We start from the raw sequence: 15463 nt of genomic DNA, 5'->3' as shown, positions 1-15463 counted from the left end.
ATCCCACGGAGCTACCATGCCTGAGTTTCGCCCCCTGCTCGAAGCCGACTTCGACCTCGTCTATCCCATCGAACAGGCCGCCCACAAGGAGCCCTGGAGTCAGGCCAACCTGCTCTCCTGCTTTGGCCCCCGCTACCTCAACACCCTGATGCTGGTCGATGGCAAGCCCGCGGGCTTCTATATCTCGGATCTGGTGGCGGGCGACAGCTCGCTGATGAACATCTGCGTCCACCCCGCTTTTCAGGGCAAGGGGCTGGGCCGGGCACTGTTGCAGCACTACCTCGCGCACAGCAAGCAGAGCGGGGCGCAGGCCTGGTTCCTCGAGGTGCGCGCCGGTAACCAGACCGCCATCAATCTTTACGAGAGCGCGGGTTTTGCCGAGTATTGCCGCCGCGCCGACTACTATGGTACCGGCCAGGATCGGGAAGACGCCGTGTTGATGTCGCGCCTGTTCGACTTCGGCTGATCCCGGCAATAAAGCCCCACCAACATAGTGACTGAACGAGGAGGGAACCCAGCCCTCCTCTCACCTCCCCCATTTCCCGCTCCCCTTCGCTTGCCCACTCCCCTTGCCTTCCGAGCTTCTGCCTCTAGCGTCGGTTCCGGTCTCAACCAAGCCGCTCGCACTGTGCAGAAGATGGGCTATTTGCCCTCTTTGTGATCCAGAACAAACGGCGAACACTTGTAAGCTGTAATATTGGAGTTTAAACTCTAGCCCGCTTTTTAGTGCCCTCGTGGGCGTACAACTGTAACGAAAGGATGTTTGATTGATGCCGAAGCTTCATCTGGTTCAATTGATGCGCGAGCGTATTGCCCGGCTTGGCAACAAGGCTGCCCTGCGCGTTCAGCAGGATGGTCAATGGCGTGCCATCGGCTGGCGTACTCTGGGCCAGGCCATGGACTACTGCGCACAGGCGTTGATCCGTGCCGGACACCAGCCCACCGAAATGGTCGGCATCTATTCGCGCAACATGCCGGAGTGGACCCAGGCCGATCTCGGCATCCTTGCCGCGCGCGGCGTCAGCGTCCCCATCTACCCCACCAGCACCCTGGATCAGCTGCGCTATATCGTGCGCGATGCCAACATCGGCCTGCTGTTTGTCGGCGAGCAACCCCAGTTCGATCAGGCACTGCAACTGATTGAAAGCGGCGAGATCCGCCAGCTCGTCGCCCTCGACGGCAGCGTCAACCTGCGCGGCTGCCCGCAAGCGAGCCACTTTCAGGAGTTTCTGGTCTCCGGCAACCATCAGCCCAGCGAGCAGGAGCTGCGGGTACGGGAGAGCCAGTACCGGATGGATGATCTGCTGACCCTGATCTACACCTCCGGCACCACCGGCGAGCCCAAAGGGGTGATGCTCGATTTCGCCAACATCGCCGCCTGTTTCGAGATGCACAACAGCCGCCTCGATCTGAACGAGCAGGATGTGTCGCTCTGCATGCTGCCGCTCAGCCACGTGTTCGAGCGCGCCTGGAGCTACTACGTGCTCTATTGCGGTGCCGAGAACGTCTACATCCGCGATCCGCAGAAGGTGATGGATGTGATTGGCGACGTGCAGCCGACCGTGATGTGCGCCGTGCCGCGCCTCTACGAGAAGGCCTACGCCATGATCCAGGCCCGGGTTGCCCAGGCTCCGCGCCTGCGTCAGGCCCTGTTTGGCTGGGCCACCCGGGTCGGCAAGCAGATGGTCGCCACCCGTCAGGCTGGCAAGTCCGCCTCTCCCCTGCTCTACGGCCAGCTCTGGCTCGCCGAGCGGCTGGTGTTTCGCAAACTGCGCGCCCGCTTTGGCGGTCGCACCCGCTTCCTGCCGGTAGCCGGTGCCCGTCTGGCTGACGATGTGAACCTCTTCTTCCAGGCCATGGGGCTCAACCTCAAGTACGGCTACGGCATGACCGAAACCACCGCCACCGTCTGCTGCTACGAAGATCAGCAGTTCAAGCTGGGTTCCATCGGCACTGTGTTGAACGGTATCGAAGTGAAGCTGGGTGAGAACAACGAACTGCTGGTGCGCTCCCCCACCGTGATGCGCGGCTACTACAACAAGCCGGAAGCGACCGCCGAGGTGATGACCGAAGATGGTTTCCTGCGCACCGGTGATGCCGCCGAGCTCGACAGCGAAGGCAACATCTACTTCACCGAGCGCCTCAAAGAGCTGATGAAGACCTCCAACGGCAAGTACGTGGCGCCACAACTGGTCGAAGGAACCATCGGCAAAGATCGCTTCATCGAGCAGATCGCCATCGTCGCCGATGCTCGCCACTTCGTCTCGGCGCTGATCGTGCCCTGCTTCGAGTCGCTGGAGGAGTACGCCCGCTCCATCAACCTGCAGTATCAGTGCAAGACCGAGCTGCTGCGCCACTCCCGGGTAGTGGAGTTCTTCGAATCACGCATCGCCGATCTGCAAAAAGAGCTGGCCAAGTTCGAGCAGGTGAAGAAGTTCACCCTGCTGCCGAGCGCCTTCTCCATGGAGCTGGGTGAACTCACCCCCACCATGAAGCTGCGCCGCAAGATCATCGAAGCCAAGTACCAGAGCGAAATCGAGGCGATGTATAACCACGTCTGATACCGTTCGGGTTTCCGGAAACAAAAAAGCCGCTCATCGAGCGGCTTTTTTCTTGGTCTGCCGTCAGGCAGTGGTCTTGCTGGTACCGAAGTAGTCGGCCAGGAAGTCATCGAACGACACGCTGTCGCTGCGCTCGCGCTCCCGCTGCTTGGCCAGCGAATCCTTCGCCTCACCGGCAAAGTAGGCCTCATCCCAGTATTGCAGCTCCCCTGCCAGCAGCTCCTCACGATAGCGGGTCGCCAGCTTGTCGCCGTAGCAGCCATTGTCCTTGCCGCTCTCCAGCAGCTCCTTGAGCATGCGGGCGGAGTAGGTGAGCTCGGGGTCGAGCAGTTTCTCGCGATGCATCGCCAGCGTCTCGCGGTAGCGGTTGCGACCGCAGCAGCGATCCAGCAGGTCGGCTACCTGAGCCAGCTCCTCGAACAGCTTGAGGCCGTACTCTTTGAGGCCAATAGCATTGCCCTGCTCATCTTCAAGCGTCAGGCCGGGGCGACGCCCCTCCAGCACCACCTTGCTCTGGTTGCGGCGATTGCGGGCAATCTCCTCCTCGCTCAGCACCGGAGAGGGGCGCAGCAGACACCAGACCAGGAACAGGTCGAAGAAGCGGATTTGATCGGCGTCGATCCCCAGCGGCGTGAAGGGGTTGACGTCAACGGTACGCAGCTCGATGTACTCGATGCCGCGCTGCTCCAGCGCATCCGACGGCTTCTCGCCGCTGCGCGGGGTGCGCTTGGGCCGGATCGGGGCATACAGCTCGTTCTCCAGCTGCAGCACGTTGTCGTTGAGCTGGCGATACTCCCCATTCACCTTGACCCCGATCTTGGCGAATTCGGGATCATGGGTATTGATGGCGCGGCGCAGACTGCTGACATAGGCCGGCAGGTTGTCGTGGCTGATCTTGAGCCCCGCCTGGGAGCTGTTGGTATAGCCCAGATCGGAGAGACGCAGCGCGGTGGCGTAAGGCAGATAGAGGGTGCCCTTGCCGGTCTTCTCGAACGGCAGGTTGCTCTTGCGCCCTTTGAGGAAGGATTCGCAGATGGCCGGCGAGGCGCCAAACAGGTAGGGCACCAGCCAGCCGAAGCGATAGACGTTGCGAATAAGCCCCATGTACTTGTCGGAGATAAAGCGCTGGCTGCAGCACCCTTCGCACACCAGATCCTGCCACTCGCTCCAGAAGCTGTCAGGCATGGAGAAGTTGAAGTGCACCCCGGCGATCACCTGCATCAGGCTGCCGTAGCGATTCTTCAACCCCTGTCGGTAGAGGGTCTTCATTTTGCCGATGTTGGAGCTGCCGTATTGGGCCAGCCGGATGCTCTCCTCACCGCCGACGAAGCAGGGCATGGAGAGCGGCCAGATCCGCTCGTCACCCAGATGACGCATCACATGGTGATGGATGTCACCCAGTTGCTCCATCAGGCTGTCGAGGGAGTCGGTAGCCGGGGTGATGAACTCCAGCAGGCTCTCCGAGTAGTCGGTGGTGATGTTGGGATGGGTCAGGGCCGAGCCCAGCGACCGGGGATGGTCACTCTGGGCGAGTCGGCCATCCGGCGTGATGCGCAGACATTCACGCTCGATCCCGCGCCGGATCCCCTTGAGAGCAGTCAATCGCTCGGGAGATCCCAGCGCAGTCAGCAACTCGGTGAGTGACAAGCTTGTTGTAGTCATATTCACGGCTCATGTGAGGCCGCCCCATCCGGGGCGGCTCTTGATTTTTATAAAGCGTCAGTTACGGCAACTGCAGCGGATAGATGGGAAGATGAAGCTCCTTCAGGGGTTTTTCAAGCTTTTGCTTGTCTCCCACCACCACGATCACCATGTCGGCCGGATTGAGCCAGCGGGCAGCACTCGCCTTGAGCGTCTCGGCCGACACCGTCTTGATCAGGTTGTTCTGGGCCTGCACATAGTCCGGTTTCAGGTCATACATCACCATCTGCAGCAGGAAGCCCGCCTTCTGGCCCAAGGTCTCGTAAGAGAGGGCATCCTGCTGGGAAACTGCGCTACGCATATAGGCCAGCTCGACCGGGGTCGGGCCGCTCTTGCGGTAGTTGTCCATCTCCTTGAGGAACTGGCGAATGGCATCCACGGTCGCATCGGTACGCACATTGGCGCCGGTGGCAAAGGTACCCACCTCGCGGTTGGCGGAGAAGCCGGAGCTGGCACCGTAGGTGTAGCCCTTGTCTTCGCGCAGGTTGAGGTTGATGCGGCTGTTGAAGTTGCCACCCAGATTGAAGTTCATCAGCCCGGCGGTGAAGTAGTCACCCGTGGTATCGAACGGCATGGCACGGCGGCCGATGCGGATCACCGACTGGGGCGCACCCGGTTTGTCCACCAGATAGATGCCCGGCTTGGCCTGCTTGCCCTTGAGTTTGAGATCCCCCAGAGCCGGCGTCGCCCCTTTCCAGTCGCTCAGGAAGCCGAGCTGCTCTTCAATCAGCTTCTGGCTCACATCGCCAGCCACCACTACCTTGCCATTGGAGGGGTTGTAGTAGGCCTGATAGTAGTGCTTCACATCCGCCAGCGTCAGCTTGGCCACATCGGCAGGTACCCCGTCGGAGGGTTGGCCGAGGCGGTTGTTCTTGCCATAGACCAGCTCGCGGAATGCCTGTCCCGCCAGCCATTCAGGCTGCTGCTGGGCCTGTTGCATCCCCTGCAGCATTTGCGCCTTGACCCGCTCGAAGTCCGCCTCCCGCATACCGGGGCGCTCGAACACTTCGCGCACCAGCGCCAGCGTCTGTGGCAACTTGTCGGCCAGTGAGCTGATGGTGATCAGCGTGTTGTATTGGGCACTGGAGACATCGATGCTTGAGCCCAGCTTTTGCAGCTCGTCGCTGAGCTGCCCTTCGGTCAGGCGCACCGACCCCTGCCCCATCATGGCGGCGGTCAGATTGGCCAGCCCCAACTGCCCCTTCTCCTCGGCCCGGATACCACCCGGCAGGGCGATCATGATGGAAACCGCCGGGATTTCGTCACTTCGGGTGCCGATGATCTCGATGTTCTTGTCGAGCTTGCCGTGCCAGATGGCGGGCACCTTGACGCTCACCGCATCGGCCGCCTTGGGCTGTACGCTGCGATCGAAACTGTCTTTTACCGGTCGTTCGGCCAGCGCCTGATCATGCTTGCTGTAGTCCGGCAGTTCGCGTTTGGCCGGGGTGAAATTCGGGGTGGCGACCTGCCACTCGGCCTTGCCTTTCGGCACCACGCTCAGCACCACCGCCGGCTTGTTGGCAATGAACTGGTCGTAGGCGGTTTTGACCTGCTCCGGCGTCACCTTGCCGATGGCGTCGAGGGTCTTGAAGACGTAGTTGGGATCCTGGGCAAACACCTGACCCATGGCGAGCTGGCTCACCTTGCCGGAGACACTGTCGAGCCCCCAGATAGCCGAGGCGCGATAGCTGTTGATCGCCTTCTCCAGATCCTCCGGCTTGAGGCCGCGCTGGGCGAACTCGCCGATCACCTTGTCCACTTCGCTCTTGAGGGTCTTGAGGCTGCCATCTACCGCCGGGTTGGGGTAGGCGTAGACGGTCAGGGTACAGGCCAGCTCTTCGCAGTAGTGCGAGGCGCCCGCATCGATCGCCTTGCCGGTCTTGACCAGCGACTGGTAGAGCATGGAGCTGGCGGAGCCGCCCAGCACGTCGGCAAACATGTCGAGTGCCGGCTCCTGCGGATCGCCGAGCGACACGGTCGGATAGCTGATATAGAGCAGCGGCAGGTGCACCTTGTCCTGCAGCGTCACGTAGCGGGTCTCGGGCAGGGTAACCGGTTTTGGCGTCGGCTCGGCCACTTCCGGGCCGCGCGGGATGGAGCCAAAGTACTTCTCGATCCAGTCGAGGGCCTGCTTGGTATCAAAATCGCCGCCCAGAGTCAGAGTCGCATTGTTGGGGCCATACCAGCGCAGGAAGAACTGCTTGAGGTCGTTGACGTCAACCCGGTCGAGATCCTCCACATAGCCAATGGGCTGCCAGGAGTAGGGGTGAGTGCGCGGATAGAGCGCCTCGCCCACCTTCTCGCTCACCAGACCGTAGGGCTGGTTGTCGATACGCTGGGCCCGCTCGTTCTTGACGGTGGCGCGCTGGATCTCGAACTTCTTCTGGCTCACCGCATCGAGCAGGAAGCCCATCCGGTCGGCCTCCAGCCACAGCACCTTCTCCAGCTGATTGGCCGGCACGGTTTCGTAGTAGTTGGTGCGGTCCTTGTTGGTGGTGCCATTCATGTCACCACCGGCTTCGTTGATGATCCGCATATGCTCCTGATCACCGACGTGCTTGGAGCCCTGGAACATCATGTGCTCGAAGAAGTGGGCAAAACCGGACTTGCCGACCGTCTCCCGTGACGACCCGACGTGATAGGTCACGTCGAGATGCACCAGCGGATCGGATTTGTCGGGCGCCAGAATGACGGTCAGGCCGTTGTCCAGCTTGTACATCTGGTAAGGGATGGCGAGCTTGCCCTCCTCCTTGACCTGCTCGGAGACCAGAGTCGGAGCCGCCAGCACGGGCAGGGTGAAGCCCAGCAGAATGGTTAAAGGTATGACTTTGTTCACGGTAACCTCGTGAGTGACAAAAAGGGCTAGAAGATCTGACTGGCCAGTAGAAATACCAGAGCGTAACGCAACAATTTGCCGAGCCCTATCAGGACAAGAGAGCGCCAGAAGGAGAGGCGCAGCCAGCCGGCCAGCAGACAGAGTCCATCACCGACCACCGGCGTCCAGGCAAGCAGCAGACACCAGTGGCCATGTTGTTTGAGCCAGCCGAGGGCTTTTTGTTCCCCACGGCCTTGAAAATCTTCCGGTTTTTTCTTGAAGGTGGCGAGCCAGCCAAGCCACCAGGTGGTCATGGAGCCGAGGGTGTTGCCCAGCGTCGCCCACAGCAGCAGGCTCGCCATGCTCCACTCCCCCTTGGCCGCCATGGCCCCCAGCAGCACTTCCGAGCTGCCGGGCAACAGAGTGGCTGAGGTAAAGGCGCTCAAAAAGAGCCAACCCAGCCCCATCTCCATCATCCCGCTCATGCAGGACAACCGTCGGCGGCGGGCATGCGCAGCAGCAGCTTGCCACGTACATGGCCACCTTCGATACGCTGATGGGCCAACGCTCCTTCGCTCAGGGCAAATTCACCGGCGATGGCAATCTTTACTTCGCCCTGCCGCAGCAGCATCAACATCTGGCTCAACTGCTTCTGGTCTGGGTGCACCAGCATACCGACCACCTCGATACCGGCAGCCGCGCCGGCATCCTTGATCAGCTGGGCAGTGATGGTGGGCACAGTCACCAGCCGGCCACCCGGCTTGACGCATGCCAGCGCCGCCTTGCCGCTCTCGCCCCCCACCAGATCCAGCACCAGATCGAACTGGCCATCGGCGATCACCTCGGCGAACCATTCTGCCTGATGGTAATCCACCATCCTGTTCGCCCCGAGACTATGGAGGAAGCTGTGGTTGTCGCCGCTCGCCGTGGCTACCACGTGAGCACCATAAGCAGCGGCAAACTGCACCGCCAGATGACCGACACCGCCAGCACCGGCCAGAACCAGCACTCGCTGCCCCGCCTTAAGGGCGCCATGTTCGAACAATCCCTGCCAGGCGGTGAGTCCCGCCAGCGGCAGCGCCGCCCCCTGCTGGAGGCTCACCCCGTCAAGCTTGACCAGCTCGTGCTCGTTCGCTACCACGGATTCAGCGTAACCACCGGCAGCAAGGGGAAAACCGACCATACCGCACACCAGATCGCCCTCGGCCAGCGAGGCTACACCGGGACCCACTCGCTCCACCACGCCCGCCACGTCGTAACCGGGCGTCCAGGGCAGCTTGTCCTTGTTCTGAGCTGCAGCCCAGCCAAGACCGGCCCGGGTCTTGGCATCGATGGGGTTGACCCCCGCAAAGCAGATGCGCACCCGCACTTCGCCATCGGCAGGCACCTTGTCGAGAGAGGGGTTGAGCTTGAGTACCGAGGGGTCGCCGAATGCGGTAATCTGTAGTTGCGTCATTGCACAAGCCATCCTGTTGATGCATCGAGGGTCAACAGAATAACAGCGAGGAGACCATGGCTCGAATGTTTCTTATTCCTCTGTTGCTGGCGCTGGGGTGGTGGGCATTCCTGCTCTACTTCCGCATCCCGCTCAAACAGGGGGCCAAGGGGTTTTACTGGATCATCGGCATCGGTGGCGGACTGGCTGCCTTCCTCAGCCTGATGATGGTGCTGACCAACTGAATCAGATACGAAAAAGGCCACCCCATCGGTGGCCTTTTTGTCGCTGCCGTTACTGCACCGGCTGCGAATTGAGGTAGTAGTGGCGATTGCTCCCCTGCCCCAACACCCCCTGCGACAGCAGATGGTGGAACACCCGATCCACCTCCTCCAGCGAGAGTGACAGCGCCTGCGCCACCGAGCGCTTGCTGCACTTGAGCTCACCGCTCTCCAGCGCGCCGCGCACCTGAGCCAGCACCTCGGGAGCAGGCTCCGGCGGCTGCATGGGCTCGGACTGGGCTGCCTGTGCCAGCGCCTCCTGCTCCTCGGCACGGGCGCGTGCCTGCTGCCAGCGCCACATCCGGCGAAAACGACTCTCCTCACCGATCAGGCTGACGAAAAAGGCACCGAATACGTCGAGCAGCACCGAGAGGAAACAGACCAGCAGAAACTGCACCTGGCTGATGCTCATCCCGACCCCGTCCGCCAGACTGCTCATCAGCCCCAGCATGGAGGATTGCTCGTTGACCGGCTTGGCATCGCGCTGCTGACGCAACTCATCCTGCTGCAAGCGCAGCTTGGTGTTGGCGTGCTGCAGGGAAGAGACACCGCTGGAGATACGCTCCAGCTCGATATATTTGCGGGCCGCCTCTTCGTTTAGCTGGATCTGCCGCTCGATGCTGGCGATCTGTTCGTCAAAACGGGCGATCTCCCGTTCATGGCGCGCCTGCTGGCTCAGCACCGTATTGGTAGCGCTATTGATACCGCCGATACTGCCACCGATGGAGATAGCCGCCAGCACGCTGTAGAACAGCAACGACCAGAAGGCACCACTCAGATCCCGGCGCGCCTTGCGCTCGCCGTACTCGTACCAGACGTAGAACTTGCCCAGCTCGAAAATGATCGCCAGGCCGCCAAACAGCCACTTCATCAGCGGGTTGTCATCGATGGAGAGAAACAGCAGCAGGGAGAAGATGATGGAGGCCAGAATGGCCAGCCCAGTAAAACTGTATACCGTGGTGAGCGCGAACCATCCCTTGGGATAGCGCAGCGCGGAAGCGTCCTGTGTGGTCATGGTGAAACTGTGGTGCAGTGCAGGAAAAGTTGGCTGCCGATTATAGTCGGCAGAGCCGTTCAGAGAAGGGCAAACACCTGAATTCCTTCATATTGCAAACCAGCTGCCCAGAGTGCGACCAAAACGGACAAATTGGCAGCAGAAAAGCGCTACAATCCCCCTCCTGACTTCATCGTGTGGCGAGATGGGATGCGATTCCGCCCGGGTTCAGCCCGCAGACGTATACTCATCCGCCGTTGCAATTATCCGAGGCCATCATGAACAGAACGACCCCTTTGCTCCTCTCACTCTTGCTGCTCGCCGGCGCAGCCCATGCAGACCAACCATCCCAGGAGAGCAGCGGCTCAACCTTCTCTGTCGATGCGATGACCTTCAATCTGGACTGGGATGACAAGCAGTTTGGCTGGAGCCAGAAAGAGTGCCTCGATCTGGGGGTAAACGACTATATTCCCTCTGACTGCAAGGGGATGAGAGTCAATGTCGAGAGCGAAGAGAATCGCAACCAGCCGCCCAGTACCAACCAAGTGCCCGCTCCGCAGGGCAACAACCAGTAATCAAATGAGCAGGGGCCGAGTGGCCCCACCATCATGTTGCGTTACCAGTAGTTCTCCGCACTGATATTACCAGGTGCCCGGCGCAGATTTTTGGCCAACCCCAGTGCCAGCAAGGTCTGCTGAGTCTCTTTCACCATCTCCGGATTGCCACAGATAAGCACCTGACTCAGTTCGGGTGAGAACTCCAACCCTACCCGCTGCTGCAACTGGCCGTTGGCTATCGCAGCCGGGATCCTGCCAACCATTGCATCGTGCCATTCCTCTCGACTGACAAAGGGCACATAACGAAAGCGCTCGCCATGTTGCTCGGCAAAGCTGGCTATCAAAGCCTGATAGCTCAGCTCTTCGCCTTTGCGCACCCCGTGTACCAGCACCAGATTCTCGAAACGGTTGAAGGCCTCTCCATCAGCCAGCATGGAGAGGAAGGGGCCGATGGCGGTACCGGTCGAGAGCAGCCAGAGATCGCGTCCGGCCGGTACCTCATCCAGTGTCAGAAAGCCGGTGGCCAGAGACTGCACCAGCAGGGTATCGCCCGCTTGCAGCGAGCCGAGGGAAGGGGTCAGCTCACCGCTCGGGATCTCGACCAGATAGAACTCGTGGTATGGCGCAGAGGGAGGATTGACGAAGGAGTAGGCGCGCTGAATGCGCCGCTCGCCCTGCTCAAGGGCCAGTTTGGTGAATTGACCTGCCTTGTAGGGGGCCAGATCGGCCGCTACCCGCAGGGAGAACAGAGTGGGTGTCCATTCGATGCGTTCGATGACGCGACCTTCGACCCAGGCCATAGAGATCTCCTCCAGAGGAACAGAGCTTCACTCTACCCTCGGGCCTGAAAATAAAAAACCCGCGCAAGTGCGCGGGTTTTCTCTGCAAAAGCGAATCGCTATTACAGGGCAACAACCTGGATCTGTACGGTTGCTTTAACGTCAGCGTGCAGCTGAACAGCAACTTCGTAGTCACCGGTGTTACGCAGAACGTTGCCCATGCGGACTTCGCTCTTGGCAACGGCTACGCCGGCAGCAGTGATGGCTTCAGCCACGTCACGGGTACCGATGGAACCGAACAGCTTGCCTTCGTCGCCAGACTTGGAAGCGATAACCACGGTAGCCAGTTCGGCCAGCTTGGCAGCACGCTCTTCAGCAGCAGCTTTGTTGGCAGCCAGTTTGGCTTCCAGCTCAGCGCGACGAGCACCGAAAGCTTCGATGTTGGCCTTGGTGGCCATAACAGCTTTGCCTTGCGGGATCAGGTAGTTACGGGCATAACCAGATTTCACGGAAACTTGGTCACCCAGACCGCCCAGTTTGGCGATTTTGTCGAGCAGGATAACTTGCATTACCTTTCCTCTATAAATTTCGTTGAGTTAGGCTTAAGTGCCGGGCCGATTCTTACTTGTTGTGCAGATCGGTGTACGGCAGCAGAGCCAGGTAACGAGCACGCTTGATGGCGCGTGCCAGCTGACGCTGATACTTGGCGCGGGTACCGGTGATACGGCTCGGTACAATCTTGCCAGATTCAGTGATGTAGTTTTTCAGAGTAACGATATCTTTGTAGTCGATCTCGGTAACGTTCTCGGCGGTGAAGCGGCAGAACTTACGACGACGGAAATAACGTGCCATGGCCTTTATCCTCTAGTCAGTGATCCAGAATTACTCTTCGGAAGCAGCTTCAGTAGCTTCTTCGCGGCGCTCGTCGTCACGACGGGTGAAGCGCTCTTCTTTGGCCTTGGCCATCGGAGAAACTTCAGTCACGGCGTGCTTGGTGCGCATGATCATGTTGCGGATAACGGCATCGTTGAAGCGGAAGTTGGTTTCCAGCTCATCGATAACGGCTTGCTCTGCTTCTACGTTCATCAGAACGTAGTGGGCTTTGTGCAGTTTGTCGATCGGGTAAGCCAGCTGACGACGGCCCCAATCTTCCAGGCGATGAATGGTACCACCGGAAGTGGTGATGGCGCCGGTGTAACGCTCGATCATGCCGGGAACTTGCTCGCTCTGGTCCGGATGAACCATGAAGACGATTTCGTAATGACGCATTTTAGCTCCTTACGGATTAATTCAGCCTCCGCCCAGGTGCAGCCAGACCTCGGAGGCAAGGAACATAATGGTGTTTAGTCGCTGCTTTTCTAGGGCGGAGTATTGTACGAAATCGCATCCCTCACTGCAACTGACGACCTCAAAAGTTTTTCCCGATGGATATGATACAAAAGACCAATTGATAACAATTATCATTTAGATCTATTCTCTCTCCATATCCTGATGGAGGGTGATGCCATGCAACCCGCACTGACTACAACGATTCCAAGCCGCAAATTCAAACTAACCCTGCTCGGGCCCGCCTTTATCGCTGCCATTGGCTACATAGATCCGGGCAACTTCGCCACCAATATTCAAGCCGGCTCTACTTTCGGCTACCAGCTGCTCTGGGTGGTGGTATGGGCCAACCTGATGGCCATGGTGGTGCAGACCCTCTCGGCCAAGCTCGGCATCGTCACCGGCAAGAATCTGGCTGAGCATATCCGCGACCGACTGCCGAAACCGGCGGTCTGGGCATATTGGGTACAAGCGGAAATTATCGCCATGGCCACCGATCTCGCCGAATTTATCGGCGCCGCCGTCGGCTTCAAGCTGCTGCTTGGCGTGACCCTGCTGGAAGGAGCCTGTATCACTGCCGTGGTCACCTGGGGGATCCTGATGCTGCAATCCCGTGGCCAGAAGCCGCTGGAGTTCGTGGTCGGTGGCCTGTTGCTGTTTGTCGCGGCGGCCTACATCGTCGAGCTGATCTTCTCCCGCCCCCATCTGCCGAGCCTGCTGGAAGGGGCGATCTTCCCCGGTCTGCCCAACAGCGATGCCGTCTATCTGGCCGCCGGTGTGCTCGGTGCCACCGTGATGCCCCACGTCATCTATCTGCACTCGGCGTTGACTCAGCACACGCAGGCTCAGGGCTCGGTCAGCCAGCGGCTACATACCACCCGGGTCGATGTGGCCATCGCCATGACCATCGCCGGCTTCGTCAATCTGGCGATGATGGCAATGGCGGCGGCCGCCTTTCATAGCTCGGGCCACCAGCAGGTAGCGGAGCTGGAGTCAGCCTACCAAACCCTCACCCCGCTGCTGGGTCAGGCGGCGGCCACCCTGTTTGGCCTCTCGCTGGTCGCCTCCGGCATCAGTTCTACCGTGGTGGGGACGCTGGCTGGGCAAGTAGTGATGCAGGGTTTTGTCCGCTTCACCATCCCGCTCTGGCTGCGCCGCGCCATCACCATGACCCCCGCCTTCGTGGTGATCGCCATGGGCTTCAACACGACAGAGATATTGGTGTTGAGTCAGGTAATCCTGAGTTTTGGCATCGCGCTGGCGCTGATCCCGCTGCTGATGCTGACCGGTGATCGGGCGCTGATGGGGCAACATCGCAACCATCCGGTCACCCAGGCCATCGGCCGTCTTATCGTTGCACTGGTGATCGGGCTCAATGCCTACCTGCTGGTTGCCATGATCTAGCAACCAGTCACCAAACAGGAGGCTCATTAACACTGGTTAATGAGCCTCCTCGCACTTTGGCGTATGCTGCCGCTTTCTCTTCTCATCTATCGTTGCGGGAGCCTTGCCATGGAACATACCCGAGTCAGCTTCGTGCTGGGCCATCATCAGGAGCAGGCCAGCGTGGTCTGCTGCCAGCGCGGTGAAACCACGCTGCTGGTCACCGACCTCACCCCCTTTCATCCCCAAAGCCATCTCTGGCCCGATCAGCCGGGAGATGTGGGTCATGCATGCTGGGAAGGGGGCGAAGCCGCTATTGGCCCTTGCCGGATGGGGGCTCTCAGCCCGGATGGCGAGTTGTTCGTCGATGTCGATATTCCGGTCAAACGGGGTGCAGAGGGATGGCGGTTCGTTGTGGTACACCCCTTGGCGGGCGAGCACAGCTTGCCAGTCGGCAGTCGGGTCGTGTTGCAAGTTGATAGCGCCACCCGCCACGCCCTGAGCCTGGGCCACAGCGGCTGCCATCTGGCAGCGCTCGCCCTCAACCGGACTCTCACTCCTTACTGGCGTAAAGAAGTGAGCGAGCTCGATGCACTGGGTCAACCGGACTTCGACCGCCTCGCCATTCAGAGCTCGCGGGTCGAACCTTGTGGTTCGCGGGAGCAGTACCGCATCGGCAAGAGCCTGCGCAAAAAGGGGGTCAACAACGAGGCGCTGCTGGCAGATTTGGCGGTGATTGAAGAGAAGGTCAACCGGCAGCTGGCCGACTGGGTTGCAGCCGGGGGCGAGATCCGCCGTAGCCGCGCTGGCGAGGCGATCATCGATTCGCGCTACTGGCACTGCATGCTGGAAGGTCAGGAGGTGACCATCCCCTGTGGCGGTACCCATGTTGCCTCGCTCGCCGAGTTGGGAGAGGTCAGGGTGACGCTCAATCCTGCTGAGGAGGGATTCACGCTCCATACCCAAGTGACAGCGCCGGCAGCATAAGGGCGGGAAACACACTACACTGCAGCTGGCCAGCGACAAATTGCTTCATTTTTGGCCAGTGGCTCATTAGAATGCGCCTCCCACAGGAGGCACATCACCCATGAGTAGTACCCATCTGCGCACCACTTCGGATCGGCTCCGCTATCTGGTTCTCTATGAAGGCATTGGTCTGGCCATGGTTGCCCCGCTTATCAGCCAGCTGTTTGGCCAGGGCGTGGCAGAGGTCGGTTCACTGGCGATCTTCTTCTCGATTGTCGCCACTGCATGGACCTATGGCTGGAACCTGCTGTTTGACAAGGCGCTGCTGGCTCTGTGCGGGCGCACCAACAAGCGCCCTCTTGATCGCTTCCTGCACGCGTTTGGCTACGAAGCGAGCTTTATGATGCTCTCCCTCCCCTGCGTCATGTTCTGGCTCGATCTGGGGTTGTGGGAAGCGCTACTGCTGGATCTCGGCTTCGTCGCCTTCTACCTCGTCTACATCATTCTCTTTACCTGGGCCTACGAGCGGATCTGGCCATTGCCAGCGACCGCGCAGCAGACGGCCTGACGCGCAGAGTGCGCTTGCGCAAACCAAGGTAGGGAAGGGTAAAACCGAAAGCCCCAATAAAAACAATGCCAGTCAGCAAGCTGACTGGCATTGGACA

Annotated in this window: 16 protein-coding genes; 7 read left to right on the top strand and 9 right to left on the bottom strand. The window is 60.1% G+C overall.

Translation table 11 applies throughout. From position 1 onward, the window contains the following. The first annotated feature begins 16 nt into the window (after positions 1–16). Both rimI and BS300_RS14715 read left to right on the top strand, forming a co-directional pair. Positions 17–466, top strand: a complete 450-nt coding sequence (rimI, locus tag BS300_RS14720) for a ribosomal protein S18-alanine N-acetyltransferase (RefSeq protein WP_071913622.1) — start codon at positions 17–19, stop codon at positions 464–466. A 304-nt stretch (positions 467–770) separates the two neighbouring features. Further along, a complete protein-coding gene (locus BS300_RS14715; RefSeq protein ID WP_071913620.1) occupies positions 771–2561 on the top strand; it encodes a long-chain fatty acid--CoA ligase in 1791 nt (596 codons plus the stop codon). A gap of 63 nt (positions 2562–2624) precedes the next feature. On the opposite strand, the gene gshA is transcribed toward BS300_RS14715, so the two are convergent. The 4 genes from gshA to BS300_RS14695 all read right to left on the bottom strand — a co-directional run bounded on the left by gshA (position 2625) and on the right by BS300_RS14695 (position 8533). Further along, positions 2625–4223 (bottom strand): glutamate--cysteine ligase, encoded by a 1599-nt coding sequence (gene gshA / locus BS300_RS14710; RefSeq protein ID WP_071913618.1) that lies wholly within the window; start codon positions 4221–4223, stop codon positions 2625–2627. A 61-nt stretch (positions 4224–4284) separates the two neighbouring features. Beyond that, positions 4285–7098 carry a pitrilysin family protein gene (locus tag BS300_RS14705; RefSeq protein WP_071913616.1) on the bottom strand — a complete coding sequence of 938 codons (2814 nt, stop codon included), beginning with the start codon at positions 7096–7098 and terminating at the stop codon, positions 4285–4287. 26 nt (positions 7099–7124) lie between these two features. Next, positions 7125–7562 carry a YqaA family protein gene (locus BS300_RS14700; RefSeq protein ID WP_033112967.1) on the bottom strand — a complete coding sequence of 146 codons (438 nt, stop codon included), beginning with the start codon at positions 7560–7562 and terminating at the stop codon, positions 7125–7127. Beyond that, positions 7559–8533, bottom strand: a complete 975-nt coding sequence (locus BS300_RS14695) for an NADP-dependent oxidoreductase (protein WP_071913614.1) — start codon at positions 8531–8533, stop codon at positions 7559–7561. Before BS300_RS14695 ends, BS300_RS14700 begins: the two co-directional genes overlap by 4 nt. 56 nt (positions 8534–8589) lie before the next feature. Between BS300_RS14695 and BS300_RS21140 the strand changes: the two genes are divergently transcribed. Continuing rightward, the gene (locus BS300_RS21140; protein ID WP_162516863.1) at positions 8590–8757 is read left to right on the top strand and encodes a hypothetical protein; all 168 of its coding nucleotides are present in this window, start codon (positions 8590–8592) and stop codon (positions 8755–8757) included. A 49-nt stretch (positions 8758–8806) separates the two neighbouring features. Here BS300_RS21140 and BS300_RS14690 read toward each other — a convergent pair whose 3' ends face one another. Then, a complete protein-coding gene (locus tag BS300_RS14690; RefSeq protein ID WP_071913612.1) occupies positions 8807–9808 on the bottom strand; it encodes a Preprotein translocase subunit SecY in 1002 nt (333 codons plus the stop codon). A gap of 257 nt (positions 9809–10065) precedes the next feature. Between BS300_RS14690 and BS300_RS14685 the strand changes: the two genes are divergently transcribed. Then, positions 10066–10362, top strand: a complete 297-nt coding sequence (locus BS300_RS14685; RefSeq protein ID WP_083593498.1) for a hypothetical protein — start codon at positions 10066–10068, stop codon at positions 10360–10362. 41 nt (positions 10363–10403) lie between these two features. Here BS300_RS14685 and BS300_RS14680 read toward each other — a convergent pair whose 3' ends face one another. The 4 genes from BS300_RS14680 to rpsF all read right to left on the bottom strand — a co-directional run bounded on the left by BS300_RS14680 (position 10404) and on the right by rpsF (position 12392). Further along, positions 10404–11144, bottom strand: coding sequence for a ferredoxin--NADP reductase (locus BS300_RS14680; RefSeq protein WP_071913609.1), 741 nt, complete (start codon positions 11142–11144; stop codon positions 10404–10406). A 101-nt stretch (positions 11145–11245) separates the two neighbouring features. After that, positions 11246–11692 carry a 50S ribosomal protein L9 gene (gene rplI, locus BS300_RS14675; RefSeq protein ID WP_005340490.1) on the bottom strand — a complete coding sequence of 149 codons (447 nt, stop codon included), beginning with the start codon at positions 11690–11692 and terminating at the stop codon, positions 11246–11248. 52 nt (positions 11693–11744) lie between these two features. After that, a complete protein-coding gene (rpsR, locus tag BS300_RS14670; RefSeq protein ID WP_005308890.1) occupies positions 11745–11975 on the bottom strand; it encodes a 30S ribosomal protein S18 in 231 nt (76 codons plus the stop codon). Between the two features lie 30 nt (positions 11976–12005). After that, entirely contained in the window at positions 12006–12392 is a 387-nt protein-coding gene (gene rpsF / locus BS300_RS14665) for a 30S ribosomal protein S6 (protein ID WP_005308887.1), read from the bottom strand. A gap of 237 nt (positions 12393–12629) precedes the next feature. Between rpsF and BS300_RS14660 the strand changes: the two genes are divergently transcribed. The 3 genes from BS300_RS14660 to BS300_RS14650 all read left to right on the top strand — a co-directional run bounded on the left by BS300_RS14660 (position 12630) and on the right by BS300_RS14650 (position 15366). Beyond that, complete coding sequence (locus tag BS300_RS14660; protein WP_071913607.1) at positions 12630–13853, top strand: Nramp family divalent metal transporter; 1224 nt, start codon at positions 12630–12632, stop codon at positions 13851–13853. Between the two features lie 108 nt (positions 13854–13961). Further along, positions 13962–14819: a hypothetical protein gene (locus BS300_RS14655; RefSeq protein ID WP_071913605.1), complete on the top strand. Its 858-nt coding sequence runs from the start codon at positions 13962–13964 to the stop codon at positions 14817–14819. Positions 14820–14919: 100 nt separating this feature from the next. Further along, a complete protein-coding gene (locus BS300_RS14650) occupies positions 14920–15366 on the top strand; it encodes a PACE efflux transporter (protein WP_083593495.1) in 447 nt (148 codons plus the stop codon). Positions 15367–15463: the final 97 nt, after the last annotated feature.

It is taken from the genome of Aeromonas sp. SCS5, from assembly GCF_001887375.1.
Taxonomy (GTDB): Bacteria; Pseudomonadota; Gammaproteobacteria; order Enterobacterales; family Aeromonadaceae; genus Aeromonas; species Aeromonas jandaei.
The sequence above is the reverse complement of the archived record's forward strand: the minus strand, read 5'-3'. Positions and strand labels throughout refer to the sequence as shown.

What these genes read in the sequence shown, in the direction of transcription:
- BS300_RS14715 (WP_071913620.1), top strand. Translation starts at nt 771, where the DNA reads ATGCCGAAGCTTCATCTGGTTCAATTGATGCGCGAGCGTATTGCCCGG.
- rpsF (WP_005308887.1), bottom strand. Translation starts at nt 12,392, where the DNA reads ATGCGTCATTACGAAATCGTCTTCATGGTTCATCCGGACCAGAGCGAG.
- gshA (WP_071913618.1), bottom strand. Translation starts at nt 4,223, where the DNA reads ATGACTACAACAAGCTTGTCACTCACCGAGTTGCTGACTGCGCTGGGA.
- rimI (WP_071913622.1), top strand. Translation starts at nt 17, where the DNA reads ATGCCTGAGTTTCGCCCCCTGCTCGAAGCCGACTTCGACCTCGTCTAT.
- rpsR (WP_005308890.1), bottom strand. Translation starts at nt 11,975, where the DNA reads ATGGCACGTTATTTCCGTCGTCGTAAGTTCTGCCGCTTCACCGCCGAG.
- BS300_RS14695 (WP_071913614.1), bottom strand. Translation starts at nt 8,533, where the DNA reads ATGACGCAACTACAGATTACCGCATTCGGCGACCCCTCGGTACTCAAG.
- BS300_RS14660 (WP_071913607.1), top strand. Translation starts at nt 12,630, where the DNA reads ATGCAACCCGCACTGACTACAACGATTCCAAGCCGCAAATTCAAACTA.
- BS300_RS21140 (WP_162516863.1), top strand. Translation starts at nt 8,590, where the DNA reads ATGGCTCGAATGTTTCTTATTCCTCTGTTGCTGGCGCTGGGGTGGTGG.
- BS300_RS14700 (WP_033112967.1), bottom strand. Translation starts at nt 7,562, where the DNA reads ATGAGCGGGATGATGGAGATGGGGCTGGGTTGGCTCTTTTTGAGCGCC.
- BS300_RS14680 (WP_071913609.1), bottom strand. Translation starts at nt 11,144, where the DNA reads ATGGCCTGGGTCGAAGGTCGCGTCATCGAACGCATCGAATGGACACCC.
- BS300_RS14650 (WP_083593495.1), top strand. Translation starts at nt 14,920, where the DNA reads ATGAGTAGTACCCATCTGCGCACCACTTCGGATCGGCTCCGCTATCTG.
- BS300_RS14685 (WP_083593498.1), top strand. Translation starts at nt 10,066, where the DNA reads ATGAACAGAACGACCCCTTTGCTCCTCTCACTCTTGCTGCTCGCCGGC.
- BS300_RS14655 (WP_071913605.1), top strand. Translation starts at nt 13,962, where the DNA reads ATGGAACATACCCGAGTCAGCTTCGTGCTGGGCCATCATCAGGAGCAG.
- BS300_RS14690 (WP_071913612.1), bottom strand. Translation starts at nt 9,808, where the DNA reads ATGACCACACAGGACGCTTCCGCGCTGCGCTATCCCAAGGGATGGTTC.
- rplI (WP_005340490.1), bottom strand. Translation starts at nt 11,692, where the DNA reads ATGCAAGTTATCCTGCTCGACAAAATCGCCAAACTGGGCGGTCTGGGT.